Source organism: Kitasatospora sp. NPDC001540 (genome assembly GCF_042894345.1).
In the GTDB taxonomy this organism is placed as follows: Bacteria; Actinomycetota; Actinomycetes; order Streptomycetales; family Streptomycetaceae; genus Kitasatospora; species Kitasatospora phosalacinea_C.
Window position 1 is genome coordinate 77,844 of the sequence record NZ_JBIAVO010000017.1, and the last position, 20,193, is coordinate 98,036.

Annotated in this window: 14 protein-coding genes and 2 tRNA genes; 9 read left to right on the forward strand and 7 right to left on the reverse strand. The window is 71.2% G+C overall.

Annotation, left to right across the window (positions count from 1 at the left end):
- Nucleotides 1-22: 22 nt before the first annotated feature.
- A tRNA-Leu gene (locus tag ACFY00_RS20890) sits at nt 23-104 on the reverse strand.
- Nucleotides 105-444: 340 nt separating this feature from the next.
- On the opposite strand from ACFY00_RS20890, the gene ACFY00_RS20895 reads away from it, so the two are divergent.
- The gene (locus ACFY00_RS20895) at nt 445-1,218 is read left to right on the forward strand and encodes an ABC transporter ATP-binding protein (RefSeq protein ID WP_388033003.1); all 774 of its coding nucleotides are present in this window, start codon (nt 445-447) and stop codon (nt 1,216-1,218) included.
- Nucleotides 1,219-1,272: 54 nt separating this feature from the next.
- On the forward strand, nt 1,273-3,837 hold the full coding sequence (locus ACFY00_RS20900; RefSeq protein WP_388033004.1) for an ABC transporter permease: 2,565 nt from the start codon (nt 1,273-1,275) through the stop codon (nt 3,835-3,837).
- Between the two features lie 94 nt (nt 3,838-3,931).
- Here the strand turns inward: ACFY00_RS20900 and ACFY00_RS20905 are convergent, their stop codons facing one another.
- Entirely contained in the window at nt 3,932-4,456 is a 525-nt protein-coding gene (locus ACFY00_RS20905) for a peptidylprolyl isomerase (RefSeq protein ID WP_388033005.1), read from the reverse strand.
- Nucleotides 4,457-4,624: 168 nt separating this feature from the next.
- On the opposite strand from ACFY00_RS20905, the gene ACFY00_RS20910 reads away from it, so the two are divergent.
- Entirely contained in the window at nt 4,625-5,506 is an 882-nt protein-coding gene (locus tag ACFY00_RS20910) for a Bax inhibitor-1/YccA family protein (protein WP_388033006.1), read from the forward strand.
- A gap of 78 nt (nt 5,507-5,584) precedes the next feature.
- Here the strand turns inward: ACFY00_RS20910 and ACFY00_RS20915 are convergent, their stop codons facing one another.
- Nucleotides 5,585-6,466, reverse strand: a complete 882-nt coding sequence (locus tag ACFY00_RS20915) for a Bax inhibitor-1/YccA family protein (protein ID WP_388033006.1) — start codon at nt 6,464-6,466, stop codon at nt 5,585-5,587.
- A gap of 168 nt (nt 6,467-6,634) precedes the next feature.
- On the opposite strand from ACFY00_RS20915, the gene ACFY00_RS20920 reads away from it, so the two are divergent.
- Entirely contained in the window at nt 6,635-7,159 is a 525-nt protein-coding gene (locus ACFY00_RS20920; RefSeq protein WP_388033005.1) for a peptidylprolyl isomerase, read from the forward strand.
- 94 nt (nt 7,160-7,253) lie between these two features.
- Here the strand turns inward: ACFY00_RS20920 and ACFY00_RS20925 are convergent, their stop codons facing one another.
- Nucleotides 7,254-9,818, reverse strand: coding sequence for an ABC transporter permease (locus tag ACFY00_RS20925; protein ID WP_388033004.1), 2,565 nt, complete (start codon nt 9,816-9,818; stop codon nt 7,254-7,256).
- A 54-nt stretch (nt 9,819-9,872) separates the two neighbouring features.
- Nucleotides 9,873-10,646 (reverse strand): ABC transporter ATP-binding protein, encoded by a 774-nt coding sequence (locus ACFY00_RS20930; protein ID WP_388033003.1) that lies wholly within the window; start codon nt 10,644-10,646, stop codon nt 9,873-9,875.
- A gap of 340 nt (nt 10,647-10,986) precedes the next feature.
- On the opposite strand from ACFY00_RS20930, the gene ACFY00_RS20935 reads away from it, so the two are divergent.
- Nucleotides 10,987-11,068 (forward strand) — tRNA-Leu (locus ACFY00_RS20935).
- Between the two features lie 122 nt (nt 11,069-11,190).
- Here the strand turns inward: ACFY00_RS20935 and ACFY00_RS20940 are convergent.
- Together ACFY00_RS20940 and ACFY00_RS20945 are read right to left on the reverse strand one after the other, a co-directional pair.
- Nucleotides 11,191-12,807 (reverse strand): FAD-binding oxidoreductase, encoded by a 1,617-nt coding sequence (locus tag ACFY00_RS20940; RefSeq protein ID WP_388033002.1) that lies wholly within the window; start codon nt 12,805-12,807, stop codon nt 11,191-11,193.
- A 193-nt stretch (nt 12,808-13,000) separates the two neighbouring features.
- On the reverse strand, nt 13,001-13,405 hold the full coding sequence (locus tag ACFY00_RS20945; protein WP_388033001.1) for a hypothetical protein: 405 nt from the start codon (nt 13,403-13,405) through the stop codon (nt 13,001-13,003).
- A gap of 318 nt (nt 13,406-13,723) precedes the next feature.
- Between ACFY00_RS20945 and ACFY00_RS20950 the strand changes: the two genes are divergently transcribed.
- The 4 genes from ACFY00_RS20950 to ACFY00_RS20965 all read left to right on the forward strand — a co-directional run bounded on the left by ACFY00_RS20950 (nt 13,724) and on the right by ACFY00_RS20965 (nt 20,162).
- A complete protein-coding gene (locus ACFY00_RS20950; RefSeq protein WP_388033000.1) occupies nt 13,724-15,067 on the forward strand; it encodes a sugar phosphate nucleotidyltransferase in 1,344 nt (447 codons plus the stop codon).
- Nucleotides 15,068-15,155: 88 nt separating this feature from the next.
- Nucleotides 15,156-15,848, forward strand: coding sequence for an SDR family oxidoreductase (locus ACFY00_RS20955; protein ID WP_388032999.1), 693 nt, complete (start codon nt 15,156-15,158; stop codon nt 15,846-15,848).
- A gap of 7 nt (nt 15,849-15,855) precedes the next feature.
- Nucleotides 15,856-17,991: a glycogen debranching protein GlgX gene (gene glgX / locus ACFY00_RS20960; RefSeq protein WP_388032998.1), complete on the forward strand. Its 2,136-nt coding sequence runs from the start codon at nt 15,856-15,858 to the stop codon at nt 17,989-17,991.
- The gene (locus ACFY00_RS20965; protein ID WP_388032997.1) at nt 17,988-20,162 is read left to right on the forward strand and encodes an AGE family epimerase/isomerase; all 2,175 of its coding nucleotides are present in this window, start codon (nt 17,988-17,990) and stop codon (nt 20,160-20,162) included. Before glgX ends, ACFY00_RS20965 begins: the two co-directional genes overlap by 4 nt.
- Nucleotides 20,163-20,193 lie beyond the last annotated feature (31 nt).

The following is a 20,193-nucleotide window of genomic DNA, read 5'->3' on the forward strand; positions in this document are numbered from 1 at the left end:
TTACGGAGAGTGGGCAGGAGAGTGCCCAGAGCCGGACTCGAACCGGCACGGCCTCGCGGCCAAGCAGTTTTAAGCTGCCCGTGTCTGCGTTCCACCATCTGGGCCAGGGAGCGCGGCTGACTCAGGCACTGAGCCTAGTCGGCCGGGCGACGGTTTCGCATATTTCCCGGCACGGAAGTTGTCATGCTTCCATGACATCTGACGAAGCGTCTGGCGTTTCGGCCACACTTGGGCGGTTCTCGGCCACCGGGGCCCTCGGGGGAGGGGTCATACCGCAGGAGGAGACGGCGGCGGCGGGCCGTACGCCTGGCGGTGGTGGGCCAACCGTTCGCCGGGGCGACGTGGACGGCGGGAGGCGCCGGGAGGATGGAGTAGCGGTCGAAGGAGCCTGCGGGCCGACCGCCCCGTGACGAAACCCGCCCCTCCCGGACAGGAGTCCCCAGCGTGAGCACCTCGACCGCGTACGCAGCCCACACCGGTGTGGCCGCGGCCCGCGCCACCGGTCTGAACAAGGTCTACGGCGAGGGCGAGACCCGCGTCGTGGCGCTGGACGACGTCTCGGTCGCCTTCGGGCAGGGCGAGTTCACCGCGATCATGGGCCCGTCCGGCTCCGGCAAGTCCACGCTGATGCACTGCATGGCCGGGCTGGACACGGTCTCCTCCGGCTCGGCGACGATCGGGGACACCGAACTGGTCGGGCTGAAGGACAAGCAGCTGACCAAACTGCGCCGCGACAAGATCGGCTTCATCTTCCAGGCGTTCAACCTGCTGCCCACGCTGACCGCGCTGGAGAACATCACGCTGCCGATGGACATCGCGGGCAGCAAGGTCGACCGGGCCTGGCTGGACCGGGTGGTGGAGACCGTCGGCCTCTCCGGCCGCCTCTCGCACCGGCCCTCCCAGCTCTCCGGCGGCCAGCAGCAGCGGGTGGCGTGCGCCCGGGCGCTGGCCTCCAAGCCGGCGATCATCTTCGCCGACGAGCCCACCGGCAACCTGGACTCCCGCTCCGGCGCCGAGATCCTCTCCTTCCTGCGCAACTCGGTGCGCGAACTCGGCCAGACCGTGGTGATGGTGACGCACGACCCGGTCGCCGCCTCGTACGCGGACCGGGTGGTGTTCCTGGCCGACGGCCGGATCGTCGACGAGCTGCACCACCCCACCGCCGACTCCGTCCTGGACCGGATGCGCCGCTTCGACGCCAAGGGCCGCACCAGCTGACGGCCCGACGCCCCCGTCGACCCCGCCCGCACCGACCTCCCCAGGACTGACCCCATGTATCGCACCGCACTGCGCAACGTGCTGGCCCACAAGGGCCGACTCCTGATGACGGCCCTGGCCGTGCTGCTCGGCACGGCCTTCGTGGCCGGCACCCTGGTGTTCTCCGACACCATGGGCCGGGCCATGCGCAACAGCTACTCCACCAGCTTCTCGGACGTCTCGGTGCTGGTCTCCGCCCACGGCTCCGGCGAGGGCGACGGCGGCGACGGGCCCCGCAAGGGCGGGGACGAGGCCGTGCTGACCGCCGCCACCGTCGAGGAGCTGGCCGCGCTGCCCGGCGCCGAGCGGGCCCGCGGCGTGGTCTCCGGGTTCACCGCCGTCGCCGACAAGAAGGGCAACCTGATCGGCGAGGCGTGGAGCTCCCGCGGCGCCAACTTCGTCCCGGACGCCTCCGGGGCCGATCCCCGCTACCCGATGGCCGAGGGCCGCGGCCCGCGCTCCGCGGGCGAGGTCGCGCTGAACCGGCAGGCCGCCGACAAGGCGGGCTACCACGTCGGCGACACCGTCCGGGTGGCCGGGAACGGCGCCGCCCGGGACGCGGTGCTCACCGGCGTCTTCACCACCGACGACCCGCAGGTCACCTCCGGCGGCACGCTGGCCCTGATGGACACCGCCACCGCCCAGCAGGAGCTGCTGGAGCCCGGCCGGTTCAGCTCGGTGGTGCTGACCGCCAAGCCCGGCACCAGCGAGGCCCAACTGCTCGACCAGGCCCGGGCGAAGGCCCCCGCCGAGGGCGTCGAGCTGCAGACCGGCCAGGAGCTCAAGGACGAGCAGACCAGGATGGTCGCCGACTCCGTCAGCGGCATGAAGACCATGCTGCTGGTGTTCGCCGGGATCTCGCTGTTCGTCGGCATCTTCATCATCGTCAACACCTTCACCATGCTGATCGCCCAGCGGATCAAGGAGTTGGCGCTGCTGCGGGCGGTCGGTGCCGGCCGCGGCCAGGTCACCCGGTCGGTGCTGGTCGAGGCGCTCGTCATCGGCGTGGTCGCGTCGGTCGGTGGCCTGCTCGCGGGCATCGGCATCGGCGCGGGCCTGCAGTCGCTGCTGCACGCCTTCAACGAGGGCCTGCCCACCGGCTCGCTGGTGATCGCCCCGGTGACGGTCGTCGGCACCCTGGTGGTCGGCGTGCTGGTCACCGTGCTCTCGGCGCTGCTGCCCGCCGTCCGGGCCTCCCGGATCCCCCCGGTCGCGGCGATGAGCAGCGGCGACCAGCCGACCACCCAGCGCGGCCTGCTGATCCGCAACTCGATCGGCGCGGTGCTGGCCGGCTCCGGCCTGGGCCTGATCCTGGCCGGTGCGAACGGCACCGGCTCGAACGCCCAGCACCTGCTGGAGTTCGGCGCCCCGCTCACCCTGATCGGCGTGTTCGTCCTGCTGCCGCTGCTGTCGCGCCCGGTGATCGCGCTGGTCGGCCCGGTGCTGGCCAAGGTGTTCGGCACCCCCGGCAAGCTGGCCCGGCTGAACGCGGTGCGCAACCCGCGCCGCACCGCCAGCACCGCGGCCGCGCTGACCATCGGCCTGACCCTGGTCACCGCGCTGACCGTGATCGGCAACTCGGTCACCAGCGCCGTCACCTCGATGGTCGGCGACACGATGAAGGCCGACTACGCGGTCAACATGGCCAACGGCCGCCAGCTCTCCACCGACCTGACCGGGATGGTGGCGAAGGCGGACGGGGTGAAGGCGGTCAGCCAGGTCGACAACGTCTGGTGGGACATCGAGGGCGTCGGCAAGGACCGCGCCGTCGAGGGCTACGACGCCGCCGCCTTCGACCAGTTGATCGACCTGACGATGAAGTCCGGCTCCACCGCGGCCCTCGGCCAGGGCCAGGTGCTGGTCAACGAGGACTTCGCCACCAAGCACCAGCTGTCGGTCGGCTCCACCCTGCGGGCCACCGCGGCCAAGGGCGCGCCCGTGACGCTCACCGTCGGCGGCGTCTTCGAGGCCACCGAGGGCGTCTCCCCGATCGTGGCCCCCAACCGGCTGATCGAGGCCAACGACCCGGACCCGCTGGTCCAGCAGATCCTGGTCAAGGGCGTCGACGGCCCGACCCCCGCCCTGAAGCAGTCGATCAAGGACGCCACCGGCCGCAACCCGGTGATGGAGGTCCGCACCATGCAGGACATGGTCGACGACTTCAGCCGGATCATCTCGACCATGCTGAACCTGATGTACGGCCTGCTCGGCATGGCGGTGCTGGTCGCCGTCCTCGGCGTGATCAACACCCTCGCCATGTCGGTGTTCGAGCGCAAGCGGGAGATCGGCATGCTGCGGGCGATCGGCCTGGAGCGGCGCGGCATCAAGCGGATGATCCGCCTGGAGTCGGTGGTGATCTCGCTGTTCGGCGCCGCGATCGGCGTCCTGCTCGGCTGCTTCCTGGCCTGGGCCGCCCTCCGGATCCTGGCCTCCGAACTGAAGGGACTGACCACGGTGATCCCGTACGGCAGCGTGCTCCTCTTCCTCGGCCTCGCCGCCCTGGTCGGCATGGTCGCCGCCCTCTGGCCGGCCCGCCGGGCCTCCCGGATGGACATCCTGAGCAGCATCAAGACCGACTGACGCGCCGACGTCACGACGGACCGGAGACCGGAAGCCGCCCGCCCCCTCGACGAGGGGTGGGCGGCTTCCGCGTGCCGGGAGCGCCGGCGGGTCGTCAGCGGGTCTCGATGACGACCTTCTCGATCACCACGTCCTCGACCGGGCGGTCGTTGCGGCCGGTCTCGACGTTCGCGATGGCGTCCACGACCTTCTGGCTGGCCGCGTCGGTCACCTCGCCGAAGATGGTGTGCTTGCCGGTCAGCCAGGTGGTCGGGCCGACCGTGACGAAGAACTGCGAACCGTTGGTGCCCGGGCCCGCGTTGGCCATCGCCAGCAGGTACGGCTTGGTGAAGGCGAGGTCCGGGTGGAACTCGTCGGCGAACTTGTAGCCCGGGCCGCCGGTGCCGTTGCCCAGCGGGTCGCCGCCCTGGATCATGAAGCCCTGGATGACCCGGTGGAAGACCGTGCCGTCGTACAGCGGGGCGTTGCTGGGCTGCCCGGTGTTCGGGTCGACCCACTGGCGCTCGCCCGTCGCCAGCTCCACGAAGTTCTTGACCGTCTTGGGGGCGTGGTTCGGCAGCAGCCGGATCTCGATGTCGCCCTTGTTGGTCTTCAGGGTGGCGTACAGCTCCTCGGCCATGGGGCCGCCTTTCTGGGTATGCGTCAGGTGCGCCACCCACCCTGCCCCTTGGGGGACCCTCCGCGCAGGCGACACGGGATCATCCTCACGACCGACGCGGAATACTTTGCCAAACCATTACTCTTGTGCTCTGTGTGGGTGGTGCCGTGCCGCCCCGGAAGGAATGTGATGAGAAGCAGGAACCCGGTCTTCTCGCGGGAGGGGTCCTTCACCCGCAACGACCAGTACGCGGGGTTCGGCACGCAGACGGCCGCCCAGCCGGGCCAGTCCGCGTACGGCAACCCGTACGCGGGCCAGCAGGCGTACGGCGACCCGCACGCGGGGCAGCAGCCGCTGACCGACGAGCAGCTCGTCGTGATGTACAACGCGCCGTCCGCCGGCCCGCTGCAGACCGGCCGGATGACCATGGACGACGTGGTCGCCCGGACGGCCATGACGCTGCTGACCCTGGTCGGCTTCGGTGCGGTGGCGTGGTTCGTCGTGCCCGTCGAGAACTTCGTCCCGGCGGTCGTCGCGCTCGTCGCCGCGACGGTCCTCGGCATGGTGATCAGCTTCAAGCGCAGCGTCAACCCGGGGCTGATCCTGGCTTACGCGGCCCTGGAAGGCGTCTTCCTCGCCTCGTTCAGCAAGCTCTTCGAGACCTTCTGGCCCGGCATCGCGATCCAGGCCGTGCTGGGCACCGCCGCGGTGTTCGCGGCGACGCTGATCGCCTACAGGACCGGCCGGATCCGGGTCACCCCCCGGTACACCCGGATCGGCATCTCGATCGCCATCGGCTTCATGATCCTGATGGTGGTCAACCTGGTCGCGACGCTCCTCGGCGCCGACTTCGGCCTGCGCTCGGGTCCGCTGGGCATCGTGGTCGGCCTGGTCGCCATCGCCCTCGGCGCGTTCTTCCTCACCCTCGACTACGCCGAGATCGAGGAGGGCATCCGCCACGGCGCCCCCGAGAAGGAGGCGTGGCGGGCGGCCTTCGGCCTGACGGTCTCGCTGGTGTGGATCTACGTCGAGATGCTGCGGCTGATCGCCATCCTGCGCGGCGACGACTGACCGGCACCCGGTAGGTGAAGCGGCGGGCCCCGGAGGAACGTTCCTCCGGGGCCCGCCGCTTCACCTACCGGGTGCCGGTCAGTCGTCGCCGCGCAGGATGGCGATCAGCCGCAGCATCTCGACGTAGATCCACACCAGCGAGACCGTCAGGCCGAAGGCCGCCCGCCACGCCTCCTTCTCGGGGGCGCCGTGGCGGATGCCCTCCTCGATCTCGGCGTAGTCGAGGGTGAGGAAGAACGCGCCGAGGGCGATGGCGACCAGGCCGACCACGATGCCCAGCGGACCCGAGCGCAGGCCGAAGTCGGCGCCGAGGAGCGTCGCGACCAGGTTGACCACCATCAGGATCATGAAGCCGATGGCGATCGAGATGCCGATCCGGGTGTACCGGGGGGTGACCCGGATCCGGCCGGTCCTGTAGGCGATCAGCGTCGCCGCGAACACCGCGGCGGTGCCCAGCACGGCCTGGATCGCGATGCCGGGCCAGAAGGTCTCGAAGAGCTTGCTGAACGAGGCGAGGAAGACGCCTTCCAGGGCCGCGTAAGCCAGGATCAGCCCCGGGTTGACGCTGCGCTTGAAGCTGATCACCATGCCGAGGACCGTCGCGGCGACGAGCGCGACGACCGCCGGGACGAAGTTCTCGACGGGCACGACGAACCACGCCACCGCACCGAAGCCGACCAGGGTCAGCAGCGTCATGGCCGTCCGGGCGACCACGTCGTCCATGGTCATCCGGCCGGTCTGCAGCGGGCCGGCGGACGGCGCGTTGTACATCACGACGAGCTGCTCGTCGGTCAGCGGCTGCTGCCCCGCGTGCGGGTCGCCGTACGCCTGCTGGCCCGCGTACGGGTTGCCGTACGCGGACTGGCCCGGCTGGGCGGCCGTCTGCGTGCCGAACCCCGCGTACTGGTCGTTGCGGGTGAAGGACCCCTCCCGCGAGAAGACCGGGTTCCTGCTTCTCATCACATTCCTTCCGGGGCGGCACGGCACCACCCACACAGAGCACAAGAGTAATGGTTTGGCAAAGTATTCCGCGTCGGTCGTGAGGATGATCCCGTGTCGCCTGCGCGGAGGGTCCCCCAAGGGGCAGGGTGGGTGGCGCACCTGACGCATACCCAGAAAGGCGGCCCCATGGCCGAGGAGCTGTACGCCACCCTGAAGACCAACAAGGGCGACATCGAGATCCGGCTGCTGCCGAACCACGCCCCCAAGACGGTCAAGAACTTCGTGGAGCTGGCGACGGGCGAGCGCCAGTGGGTCGACCCGAACACCGGGCAGCCCAGCAACGCCCCGCTGTACGACGGCACGGTCTTCCACCGGGTCATCCAGGGCTTCATGATCCAGGGCGGCGACCCGCTGGGCAACGGCACCGGCGGCCCGGGCTACAAGTTCGCCGACGAGTTCCACCCGGACCTCGCCTTCACCAAGCCGTACCTGCTGGCGATGGCCAACGCGGGCCCGGGCACCAACGGTTCGCAGTTCTTCGTCACGGTCGGCCCGACCACCTGGCTGACCGGCAAGCACACCATCTTCGGCGAGGTGACCGACGCGGCCAGCCAGAAGGTCGTGGACGCCATCGCGAACGTCGAGACCGGCCGCAACGACCGCCCGGTCGAGGACGTGGTGATCGAGAAGGTCGTCATCGAGACCCGCTGACGACCCGCCGGCGCTCCCGGCACGCGGAAGCCGCCCACCCCTCGTCGAGGGGGCGGGCGGCTTCCGGTCTCCGGTCCGTCGTGACGTCGGCGCGTCAGTCGGTCTTGATGCTGCTCAGGATGTCCATCCGGGAGGCCCGGCGGGCCGGCCAGAGGGCGGCGACCATGCCGACCAGGGCGGCGAGGCCGAGGAAGAGGAGCACGCTGCCGTACGGGATCACCGTGGTCAGTCCCTTCAGTTCGGAGGCCAGGATCCGGAGGGCGGCCCAGGCCAGGAAGCAGCCGAGCAGGACGCCGATCGCGGCGCCGAACAGCGAGATCACCACCGACTCCAGGCGGATCATCCGCTTGATGCCGCGCCGCTCCAGGCCGATCGCCCGCAGCATGCCGATCTCCCGCTTGCGCTCGAACACCGACATGGCGAGGGTGTTGATCACGCCGAGGACGGCGACCAGCACCGCCATGCCGAGCAGGCCGTACATCAGGTTCAGCATGGTCGAGATGATCCGGCTGAAGTCGTCGACCATGTCCTGCATGGTGCGGACCTCCATCACCGGGTTGCGGCCGGTGGCGTCCTTGATCGACTGCTTCAGGGCGGGGGTCGGGCCGTCGACGCCCTTGACCAGGATCTGCTGGACCAGCGGGTCCGGGTCGTTGGCCTCGATCAGCCGGTTGGGGGCCACGATCGGGGAGACGCCCTCGGTGGCCTCGAAGACGCCGCCGACGGTGAGCGTCACGGGCGCGCCCTTGGCCGCGGTGGCCCGCAGGGTGGAGCCGACCGACAGCTGGTGCTTGGTGGCGAAGTCCTCGTTGACCAGCACCTGGCCCTGGCCGAGGGCCGCGGTGGAGCCGGACTTCATCGTCAGGTCGATCAACTGGTCGAAGGCGGCGGCGTCGTAGCCCTCGACGGCGCGGTCCTTGCCGACGCCCTCGATGTCCCACCAGACGTTGTCGACCTGGCTGACCGCCTTCACCCCGTCCGCCTTCGCCACCATCCCGGTCAGGTCGGTGGAGAGCTGGCGGCCGTTGGCCATGTTGACCGCGTAGTCGGCCTTCATCGTGTCGCCGACCATCGAGGTGACGGCGCTGGTGACCGAGTTGCCGATCACGGTCAGCGCGGTGACCAGGGTCAGGCCGATGGTCAGCGCGGCCGCGGTGCTGGCGGTGCGGCGCGGGTTGCGCACCGCGTTCAGCCGGGCCAGCTTGCCGGGGGTGCCGAACACCTTGGCCAGCACCGGGCCGACCAGCGCGATCACCGGGCGCGACAGCAGCGGCAGCAGGACGAACACGCCGATCAGGGTGAGCGGGGCGCCGAACTCCAGCAGGTGCTGGGCGTTCGAGCCGGTGCCGTTCGCACCGGCCAGGATCAGGCCCAGGCCGGAGCCGGCCAGCACCGCGCCGATCGAGTTGCGGATCAGCAGGCCGCGCTGGGTGGTCGGCTGGTCGCCGCTGCTCATCGCCGCGACCGGGGGGATCCGGGAGGCCCGGACGGCGGGCAGCAGCGCCGAGAGCACGGTGACCAGCACGCCGACCACCAGGGTGCCGACGACCGTCACCGGGGCGATCACCAGCGAGCCGGTGGGCAGGCCCTCGTTGAAGGCGTGCAGCAGCGACTGCAGGCCCGCGCCGATGCCGATGCCCGCGAGCAGGCCACCGACCGACGCGACCACGCCGATGACGAGCGCCTCGACCAGCACCGACCGGGTGACCTGGCCGCGGCCGGCACCGACCGCCCGCAGCAGCGCCAACTCCTTGATCCGCTGGGCGATCAGCATGGTGAAGGTGTTGACGATGATGAAGATGCCGACGAACAGCGAGATCCCGGCGAACACCAGCAGCATGGTCTTCATGCCGCTGACGGAGTCGGCGACCATCCTGGTCTGCTCGTCCTTGAGCTCCTGGCCGGTCTGCAGCTCGACGCCCTCGGCGGGGGCCTTCGCCCGGGCCTGGTCGAGCAGTTGGGCCTCGCTGGTGCCGGGCTTGGCGGTCAGCACCACCGAGCTGAACCGGCCGGGCTCCAGCAGCTCCTGCTGGGCGGTGGCGGTGTCCATCAGGGCCAGCGTGCCGCCGGAGGTGACCTGCGGGTCGTCGGTGGTGAAGACGCCGGTGAGCACCGCGTCCCGGGCGGCGCCGTTCCCGGCCACCCGGACGGTGTCGCCGACGTGGTAGCCCGCCTTGTCGGCGGCCTGCCGGTTCAGCGCGACCTCGCCCGCGGAGCGCGGGCCGCGGCCCTCGGCCATCGGGTAGCGGGGATCGGCCCCGGAGGCGTCCGGGACGAAGTTGGCGCCGCGGGAGCTCCACGCCTCGCCGATCAGGTTGCCCTTCTTGTCGGCGACGGCGGTGAACCCGGAGACCACGCCGCGGGCCCGCTCGGCGCCGGGCAGCGCGGCCAGCTCCTCGACGGTGGCGGCGGTCAGCACGGCCTCGTCCCCGCCCTTGCGGGGCCCGTCGCCGCCGTCGCCCTCGCCGGAGCCGTGGGCGGAGACCAGCACCGAGACGTCCGAGAAGCTGGTGGAGTAGCTGTTGCGCATGGCCCGGCCCATGGTGTCGGAGAACACCAGGGTGCCGGCCACGAAGGCCGTGCCGAGCAGCACGGCCAGGGCCGTCATCAGGAGTCGGCCCTTGTGGGCCAGCACGTTGCGCAGTGCGGTGCGATACATGGGGTCAGTCCTGGGGAGGTCGGTGCGGGCGGGGTCGACGGGGGCGTCGGGCCGTCAGCTGGTGCGGCCCTTGGCGTCGAAGCGGCGCATCCGGTCCAGGACGGAGTCGGCGGTGGGGTGGTGCAGCTCGTCGACGATCCGGCCGTCGGCCAGGAACACCACCCGGTCCGCGTACGAGGCGGCGACCGGGTCGTGCGTCACCATCACCACGGTCTGGCCGAGTTCGCGCACCGAGTTGCGCAGGAAGGAGAGGATCTCGGCGCCGGAGCGGGAGTCCAGGTTGCCGGTGGGCTCGTCGGCGAAGATGATCGCCGGCTTGGAGGCCAGCGCCCGGGCGCACGCCACCCGCTGCTGCTGGCCGCCGGAGAGCTGGGAGGGCCGGTGCGAGAGGCGGCCGGAGAGGCCGACGGTCTCCACCACCCGGTCCAGCCAGGCCCGGTCGACCTTGCTGCCCGCGATGTCCATCGGCAGCGTGATGTTCTCCAGCGCGGTCAGCGTGGGCAGCAGGTTGAACGCCTGGAAGATGAAGCCGATCTTGTCGCGGCGCAGTTTGGTCAGCTGCTTGTCCTTCAGCCCGACCAGTTCGGTGTCCCCGATCGTCGCCGAGCCGGAGGAGACCGTGTCCAGCCCGGCCATGCAGTGCATCAGCGTGGACTTGCCGGAGCCGGACGGGCCCATGATCGCGGTGAACTCGCCCTGCCCGAAGGCGACCGAGACGTCGTCCAGCGCCACGACGCGGGTCTCGCCCTCGCCGTAGACCTTGTTCAGACCGGTGGCGCGGGCCGCGGCCACACCGGTGTGGGCTGCGTACGCGGTCGAGGTGCTCACGCTGGGGACTCCTGTCCGGGAGGGGCGGGTTTCGTCACGGGGCGGTCGGCCCGCAGGCTCCTTCGACCGCTACTCCATCCTCCCGGCGCCTCCCGCCGTCCACGTCGCCCCGGCGAACGGTTGGCCCACCACCGCCAGGCGTACGGCCCGCCGCCGCCGTCTCCTCCTGCGGTATGACCCCTCCCCCGAGGGCCCCGGTGGCCGAGAACCGCCCAAGTGTGGCCGAAACGCCAGACGCTTCGTCAGATGTCATGGAAGCATGACAACTTCCGTGCCGGGAAATATGCGAAACCGTCGCCCGGCCGACTAGGCTCAGTGCCTGAGTCAGCCGCGCTCCCTGGCCCAGATGGTGGAACGCAGACACGGGCAGCTTAAAACTGCTTGGCCGCGAGGCCGTGCCGGTTCGAGTCCGGCTCTGGGCACTCTCCTGCCCACTCTCCGTAACGCTTGGTGACCCAACGAACACGGGCGCATCCCCGCCGCGGACGCGACGGGGCCCGGCCGGGGGCGGCCCCCGGCCGGGCCCGTCGGTCGTCCGGTCCGGTCAGCCGGCCGTGATCGACAGGGCGTGGTGGAACGTGTCGGTCGGGTCCCAGACGGCCTTCGCCCGCTGCAGGCGGGGGTAGTTGCCCTTGTAGTAGAGCGTCTGCCAGGGCACGCCCGAGGTGTTCCACCGCGGGTCGGCGAGGTCGACGTCCGGGTAGTTGATGTAGGAGCCGTCGTTGGCCGCGTTGCTGACCGGCACGCCGCCGGTGGCGGCGTACACGTCCCGGTAGAGCGAGCCCATCCAGGCCAGGTGGCGGGCGTCCTGGGCGGGGTCGGGCCAGTAGGTGGTGAAGTTGGCCTTCAGGATCGAGTCGCGCTGCGGCATCGCGGTGGCGTCGGGGGCGACGGTGTTGACCCGGCCGCCGTAGGAGTAGAGCAGGATCGAGCTGTGCCCGTCGTACCCGGGGTCGGAGAGGTAGCGGTACAGGGTGGCGATCTGGCCGTCGTCCCAACCCCGGCGCAGGTAGGCGCCCTTGGACTTGGCGCGGTTGAACGCGCCGGTGTCGTACGGGTCCTTGAGGGTGGCCTTCAGCCACGGCGAGGTGGACTGGCTGCGGGCGGCGGGTGCCTGGACGCCGGCCGCGACCGCGTCGAGGTAGCGGGTCATCAGGCCGGCCGCGTCGGGGAGGGTGTTGTCGATCTGGGCGCTGAGGGTCACGGTGCCGACGGCGACGTTGCCGAGGATCAGCACGCTGTGCAGCCCGGCGTAGGGCGAGCCGTCGGCGCTGTTGGCGGCGTGCCAGGCGCCGTGGTTGCGGACGACGGCGGCGAAGTCGGCCGCGTTCAGGTCGCTCCACTTCCACACCGCGGCGGCCTTCAGCAGGGTGGCCGGGGGCTTGGGCAGCAGCCCGGCCGGGTCGGTGCCGGTGGCGCCGGGCGTGCGGAACCAGTAGCGGGTGACCACGCCGAAGTTGCCGCCGCCGCCACCGGTGTGCGCCCACCACAGTTCGCGGTTGGGGTCGCCCGGGTCGCTGGTGGCGACCACCGCGCGGGCGGTGCCGGAGGCGTCCACCACGACCACCTCCAGCGCGTACAGGTGGTCGACGATCGCGCCGTGGGCGCGGCAGAGCGCGCCGTAGCCGCCGCCGGTGACGTGGCCGCCGACCCCGACGGTCGGGCAGGTGCCGCCGGGGACGGTGACGCCGTGGTCGAGGTAGAGGGTGCGGTAGACGTGGCCGAGGGTGGCGCCGGCCTCGACCATGAAGGCGCGGCGGGCCGGGTCGTAGCCGACCGCGGTCATCTCGGATATGTCGACGAGCGTCCGCACCGCGGGGTCGTCGACCAGCCCGTCCAGGCAGTGGCCGCCGCTGCGGACGGCGATCCGCCGCCCGTTCTGCACCGCCTCGTTCACCACCGCGACCACCTGCGCGGTGGTGTACACCACCCGCACCGAGTCGGGCTGCCCGACGAAGCGGCCGTTGTAGCCGCGCGAGGTGAGGTCGAGGTAGCGCGGGTCGCCGGGCGAGACGGTGCGGGCGGCCGGGGTCGGCGCCGCGGCTGAAACGACATCGCTGTTGACAGCGTCGTCGGCATAACTGTCAATCGAGGGGAGTGCCACGGTGCCGCCGAGTGCGGCGGCCACTCCGAGGAACCCGCGGCGGGTCGTTTCAGCCAAGGTCAACACCAAGCCCTTTCCCGTTGTCGCGACCGTCCCGCCGAATGGCCGGAATGCGCGCGATCGGACCGAATACCGGGCACGATACGCAGCCCGCCCGACGGGATGCCGCCCGTCGCGGGCCGGGGCGGTACTGCGTCACGTGCGGTGGGCGACTATCGAATACCGGGATTTTCGGAGGCGCGAGTTCCGGTCAGTACTGCGCGGTGTGCAGGACGGGCCAGCCGCGGTCGCGGGCCAGTTCGGTCATCAGCGGGTCGCGGCCGACCACCCGCGGGTTGCCGACCACCCGCAGGATGGTGAGGCCCTCGCGGCGGTCGCCGTAGGCGAAGCACTGGGCGGCGTCCAGGCCGAGCCGGGCCATCGCCTCCACCACCACCTCGGAGCCCGCCTCGCCCGGCGAGTCGGCGTACAGCACCAGATCGGCGACGAAGCCGGTGCCCGAGGTGGTCGGGTGGCCGGCGGCCGGCCAGTCGGCCGGGTCGCCGGGCGGTGGTCCGCCGGCGACGCAGACCAGCAGGTCGCCGGCCGAGCGGTGGCGGGCCGCCGCCTCCAGCACGGTGAGCACCGAGCCGGCCGACAGCAGGTCGTGTCTCACGTCGAAGAATGCCGCGCGGCGGCCGGTCCGATTGATCACGTTCCCCCGTTCCCGTGCTGCTCCCACCTTCTTCGCGCGCGGGGCGCGACCGACCTTGGCAATCATGCCGCAAGCATTTGCGGTCGTGAAGTCTCAACTTTGCCGACGGGTGAATTCCCATTCTCGAAAGAATAATATTCCGTTCGGTATCGATCCGCCCCCGACCGCGGGCCCCGACAGATGACATGAGCACGTCCAGTAACTTTACAGCTCCCTTGACACGATTTGACAGCTAGTGTTGTATCTGCTTCGACAAGGTCGCCTAGCAGGGGAAGCGAGATGGCCGAGCGAGACGGCGGGACGGTCGGGATCATCCTGGCCGGCGGACGGGGAGAACGCGCGAAGCCCATCACCCTGGAGTCCGCGGACTACATCCGGAGCAAGGCACTGATCCCGTTCGCGGGCCGACGACTGATCGAGTGGGTCGTCGACGCCTGCCGGGAACAAGGCATCCGCCGCTTCTACGTGGTGGCGCAGGGCCTGGAGAACCGCAGCCAGATCAAACTGCTGCTGGGCCACGGCGAGCAGTACGGGGTGGAGGTGCGCTACTCGCGCTCCAGCTTCGACCGCTACAACGTCGGGTCCGGCGCCGCCACCCTGCACAACCTGGAGCAGTGGGACCTCACCGGGCGGGCGCTGGTGCTCCCGGTCGACTCGGTCTTCGACTTCTCCCTGGCCGAGCTGGAGGCCACCCACGAGGGGAGCGACGCCGTGGTCACCGTGGCCGCGGTGGCCCGCAGCCCGCTCGAGGTGGCCGGCAAGTACGGCGCGATGCGCACCGGCGCCGACGGCCTGGTCTCCGGCTTCGTCGAGAAGCCGAGCCTGGCCCGGGTGCACGAGGTCTTCCCGGAGGCGACCAGCGACGACTGCGCCCTGGTGCCCACCAACGCGGGCATGTACCTGGTGGACTGCGGCCGGCTGCGGCTGGCCGCCCGGGACCCGCGGCTGATGCGGCAGGCCCAGCAGCGCCTGGACTGGGGCGGCGACCTGCTGCCCTGGCTGGTCGAGCACGGCCGCACGGTGGCCGCGCACCACATCGCCCGGCTCGGCGACCTCGGCAACGTCGAGGACTACCTGGCGACGCTGCGCCAGGTGCTGTCCGGCGACTTCCACCAGATGAACCGGCTGATGCCCGCACCGCACAACGACCGCCCGCGGTACTGGATCCACGAGAGCAGCCTGCACACCAAGGACGACGCCTCCGGCACCACCCTCGCCGACAAGATCGCCAGCGGCGACGTGGTGATCGGCCCGGGCGTCCGGATCGGCCGGCACGTCACCGTCGGCCCCGGCGTCCGGCTGGAGCACGCCGACATCGGCGACGGCGCCGAACTGCGCGAGGGCGCCCGGCTGAGCGGAACCTCGCTCGGCGACTCCTCGCTGATCGGCCCGTACGCCTGGATCAGCGACTCCTACATCGGCCCGATGGCCGACATCCGCTCCACCCGGGACGACCCGGTCCGGATGGACGGCTACTGCGCGGTCGGCGACGGCGTGCACGTCCGGCAGGGCACCAGGCTCACCGGCGTGAGCATCTACCCGCGGCTGCGGGTGCCGGCCCTGGCCAACCTGCCCTCGGGCACCCGGCTGACCAGCCCCGACGACATCCTGCGCTGGATCTGAGCGCGCCCGGACGGTCCGGCGCGGCCCGAGCACCCCCGAGCGAACCCGAGCAGGACTCGGGAAGACCCCGAGAGACGAGGAGCAAGCGATGGACAACCCCGTGGCGGTGATCGGCGGCTCGGGACGGCTGGGCCGCCTGATCGCCCAACGACTGCTGGACCGCGGCGTTCCGGTCCGCGCGATCGGCCGCAGCGTGCAGCGCGCCCGGCGCAGCCTGCCGCCCGGCGCGCTCTTCTTCGAGGGCGACGTCCGCCGGCCGGAGACCCTGCGCGAACCGCTGGCCGGCGTCTCGGCCCTGGTCTACTGCGTCGACCCGGGCACCGCCGACAGCGGCCCGGACCGGCCGGAGACCACCGTCTACCAGGGCGTGCGCAACGCCCTGGCGGCCGCCGTCGAGGGCGGCCACCGCCCCCGGGTGGTGCTGGTCAGCCAGATCCACGCCACCCACCTGGCCCACCCGCTGAACGCCTACGGCCGGGTGCTGGAGTGGCGGCTGGCCGGCGAGAACGCGGTCCGCGACTCCGGCCTGCCGTACACCGTGATCCGGCCGGGCTGGCTCACCGACACCCGGGAGGCCGGCGAGCGGATCCGGCTGGAGCAGGGCGACCTGGGCTTCGGCCAGGTCTCCCGGCCGGACCTGGCCGAGGCCTGCGTCCAGGCGCTGCTCCACCCGGCCGCGGACGGCGTCACCTTCGAGATCTTCAACGAGCCCGGCAGCGCCTCCCCGGCGTGGAGCGAGGCGTTCGCCGGGCTCCAGGGCGACCGGACACCGGTGGGCTGACGACGAGATGAGCCAACACCACGAGGCCCGCAGGGCCGCGATCGAGGCGGCCGCGATCGGACCCGGCCGCGCCCAGCCGCTCGGCGCCACGCTGGACGCCGACGGGGTCAACTTCTCGCTCTACTCCGAGCACGCCACCCGGGTCGACCTGCTGCTCTTCGCCCACCACGAGGACCCGGCCCCGGCCCGGGTGATCCCGCTCGACCCGGAGCGGCACCGCAGCTACCACTTCTGGCACTGCCACCTCTCCGGCCTGACCAAGGGCCAGGTGTACGCGTACCGGGTCGACGGCCCGCGCCGCACCAAGGAGTCCGGCACCTTCTTCAACCCGCGCAAGGTGCTGATCGACCCGTACGCCCGGGCCAACGTCAACTCGCTGTGGGACCGCACCCGGGCGGTCGGCACCGAGGACAACTGCGCGTACTCGATGCGCAGCATGGTGGTCGACCTGGACGGCTACGACTGGGAGGGCGACGAGCCGCTGCGCACCCCGCTGGCGGACACCGTGATCTACGAGATGCACGTCGGCGGGCTCACCGCCTCGCCGTCCTCGGGGGTGGCCCACCCCGGCACCTTCAACGGGGTGGTGGAGAAGATCCCGTACCTGAAGGAGCTCGGCGTCACCGCGGTCGAGCTGCTGCCGGTCTTCGACTTCGACGAGCGGCAGGTGCTGCGGATCGGGCCGAACGGCGCGCCGCTGCACAACTACTGGGGCTACGACCCGTTCGGGTTCTTCGCGCCGCACACCGGCTACTGCTCGGACCCGTGCGAGTGCACCCACATCACCGAGTTCCGCGACATGGTGAAGGCGCTGCACCGGGCCGGCATCGAGGTGATCCTCGACGTGGTCTTCAACCACACCTCGGAGGGCAACGAGAACGGCCCGGTGATCAGCTTCCGCGGCCAGGCCAACGAGGTGTACTACCACCTGTGGCCGCAGGACCGCCGGCACTACATGGACTTCACCGGCTGCGGCAACGCGATCAACGCCAACCACCCGGCGGTGGCCAAGTTCGTCATCGAGTGCCTCGAGTACTGGGTGACCGAGCACCACGTGGACGGCTTCCGGTTCGACCTGGCCTCGGAGCTCTCGCGCGGGGCCGGCGGCTACGAGATGGACGTGCCGCCGGTGCTGTGGGGGATCGAGCTGTCCGGGATCCTCTCCGAGTCGAAGATCATCGCCGAGCCGTGGGACGGCGGCGGCCTCTACCAGGTCGGCCGCTTCCCGGGGAAGCGCTGGGCCCAGTGGAACGGCCCCTACCGGGACGACGTCCGGCGCTTCGTGCGCGGCGACGCCGGCCTGGTCGGCACGGTGGCGACCCGGCTCGGCGGCTCGCCCGACCTGTTCGGCAAGGACGGCGAACTGCCCACCAACAGCATCAACTTCATCACCTGCCACGACGGCTTCACCCTCAACGACCTGGTCAGCTACAACGAGAAGCACAACTGGGCCAACGGCGAGGCCGACGCGGACGGCGCCCACGAGAACTTCAGCTGGAACTGCGGCGTGGAGGGCCCCAGCGACTCGGCGGAGGTCGAGCGGCTGCGGGTGCGGCAGATCAAGAACCACGCCGCCGTGCTGCTGCTCAGCCGGGGCGTGCCGATGCTGCTGGCCGGCGACGAGTTCCGCAACAGCCAGGGCGGCAACAACAACGCGTACTGCCAGGACAACGAGACCGCCTGGCTGGACTGGGACCAGGCCGAGAAGGAGACCGAGGTCCGGGACTTCTTCCGGAACATGACGGCGGTGCGCCGGCGCTTCCGCGCGGTGCGCGAGGCCCGGTTCTTCTCCGGCCGCACCAACGCCCGCGGCCTGCCCGACGTCACCTGGCACGGCACCCGGCTGGGGCAGCCGGGCTGGGACGACCCGCAGGCCCGGGTGCTGGCGCTGACCCTGGCCGGCTTCGACGGCGACCCGGACCTGCACGTCGTCCTCAACATGTTCCACCTGGGCCTGGACTTCGAGCTGCCGTCGATCGACGGCCACCGGTGGGCCCGCCTGGTGGACACCGCGCGGGGCCCCGGCGCGGACGTCCTCGCCCCCGGCACCGAGGCGCCCGTCCACGGTCAGAGCTTCCACGCGCAGGGCCGCAGCGTCGTCGTCCTGGTGGCGCTGCCCGACGAGGGAGGAACGCACCGATGAACGCACCCGACACCTGGCGGATGTACTCCGACAGCATCGCCGGCTACATCACCAGCTACGACCCCGCCCACGACCGCTTCGGCCTGCGGACCTCGGACGGGCGCGAGTTCACCATCCACCTGAACGGCTTCCTGAGCTCGGAGGTCGTCCGCAACCTCGGCGACGGCCCGCGCGACACCAGCGCGGCCACCCGCGACATGCTGGCCGAGGGCCGGTACGTCTTCGTCTACGGCCTGTTCTACCGCTGGGACGGCGGCGAGCGGATCGAGGCCCGGCAGATCACCTTCCCGGAGACCAGCCGCGGCAACTACGTCTTCGAGCACCCCAACTGGTGGGTGCAGCAGGCCGCCGAGATCGCCGACTTCTACCTGCGCGGCCACTTCCCGGACGGCCCCGGCAAGGACGGCCGGTACGACTGGCGCAACTTCCGCACCCGGCTCACCCTGAGCGGCACCCACGTCCCGGACTTCACCGGCGCGGACGTGCGGCAGGAGACCGACACCATCTCCCGGCTGGTCTACGGCCTGGCCACCGCCTTCATGCTCACCGGCGAGGAGCGGTTCCTGAACGCCGCCGAGTCCGGCACCGAGTACCTGCGCGAGCACATGCGGGTCGTCGACACCGCGGAGGGCGTCGTCTACTGGTACCACGGCATCGACATCGGCGGGGCCGGCCAGCGCAAGGTCTACGCCTCGGAGTTCGGCGACGACTTCGACGCCATCCCGATGTACGAGCAGATCTACGCGCTGGCCGGGCCGACCCAGACCTACCGGATCACCGGCGACCCGCGGATCCTGGAGGACGTCGACCGCACGGTCGCCCTGTTCGAGCGCTTCTTCCGGGACGAGGACCAGGGCGGCTTCTTCTCCCACCTCGACCCGATCACCATGGACCCGCGGGCCGACTCGCTCGGCCCCAACCGGTCCCGGAAGAACTGGAACTCGATCGGCGACCACGCCCCGGCGTACCTGATCAACGCCTACCTCGCCACCGGCCGGGAGGACTTCTCGAAGCTGCTGGAGGAGACCGCCGACACCATCGCCGAGCGCTTCCCCGACGAGCCGGGCAGCCCGTTCGTCCAGGAGCGCTTCCACGGCGACTGGAGCGCCGACCGCTCCTGGGGCTGGCAGCAGAACCGCGCGGTGGTCGGCCACAACCTCAAGATCGCCTGGAACCTGACCCGGATCCGCGCCCTGCACGACAAGCCCCGCTACTCCGAACTGGCCGAGCGGATAGCCGAGTTGATGCCCTCGGTCGGCAGCGACCAGCAGCGCGGCGGCTGGTACGACGTGGTGGAGCGGGTGGCCGACCCGGACACCGGCGTGCACCACCTGGTCTGGCACGACCGCAAGGCCTGGTGGCAGCAGGAGCAGGCGATCCTCGCCTACCTGATCCTGGCCGGCGTCTCCGGCGACCCGGAGCACCGACGGCTGGCCCGCGAGTCGGCCGCCTTCTACAACGCCTTCTTCCTCGACTACGACGACGGCGGCGTCTACTTCAACGTGCTGGCCAACGGCATCCCGTACCTGGTGGGCACCGAGCGGCTCAAGGGCAGCCACTCGATGGCCGGCTACCACGCGCTGGAGCTGTGCTACCTGGCCGCCGCCTACACCGGCCTGCTGGTCACCTCGGCGCCGCTCACCCTGCACTTCCGGCCGCAGCCCGGGGCCTTCCCGGACCACCTGCTGCGGGTGGCGCCGGACCTGCTGCCGGCCGGCTCGGTCCAGCTCTCCCGGGTGTGGATCGACGACGAGCCGTACCAGGACTTCGACCCCAAGCAGCTGACCGTCCGGCTGCCGCTGAGCAGCCGCCCGCTGAAGGTCCGGGTGGAGGTCGAGCCGGCCGACATGCGGCTGCGGGTCTCCAGCGACTTCGACGGCAAGACCGCGCACGTCCACTGCGAGGGCGTGATCGACCGCGACGAGCTGGAGAAGTTCCGCCGCTGCCTGACCGAGGCGCTGTCGGTGGAGCCCCGCCGGGTGGAGTTCCACCTCTGCAAGGTGACCGAGATCGGCCGCCCGGCCATCAACGAACTGCTGTTCCAGCGCGCCAAGATGGGCCTCGAGGTCGACTTCGTGATCGTCGGTTGCAGCCTCCCCGAGGTCACCCAGGCCCTGCTGGCCACCGACGCCTTCCTGGTCGACGAGGACCGGAGCTGCGTCACGGACTGACCCCGCCGCCCCGCCCCCGCCGGGCCCCACC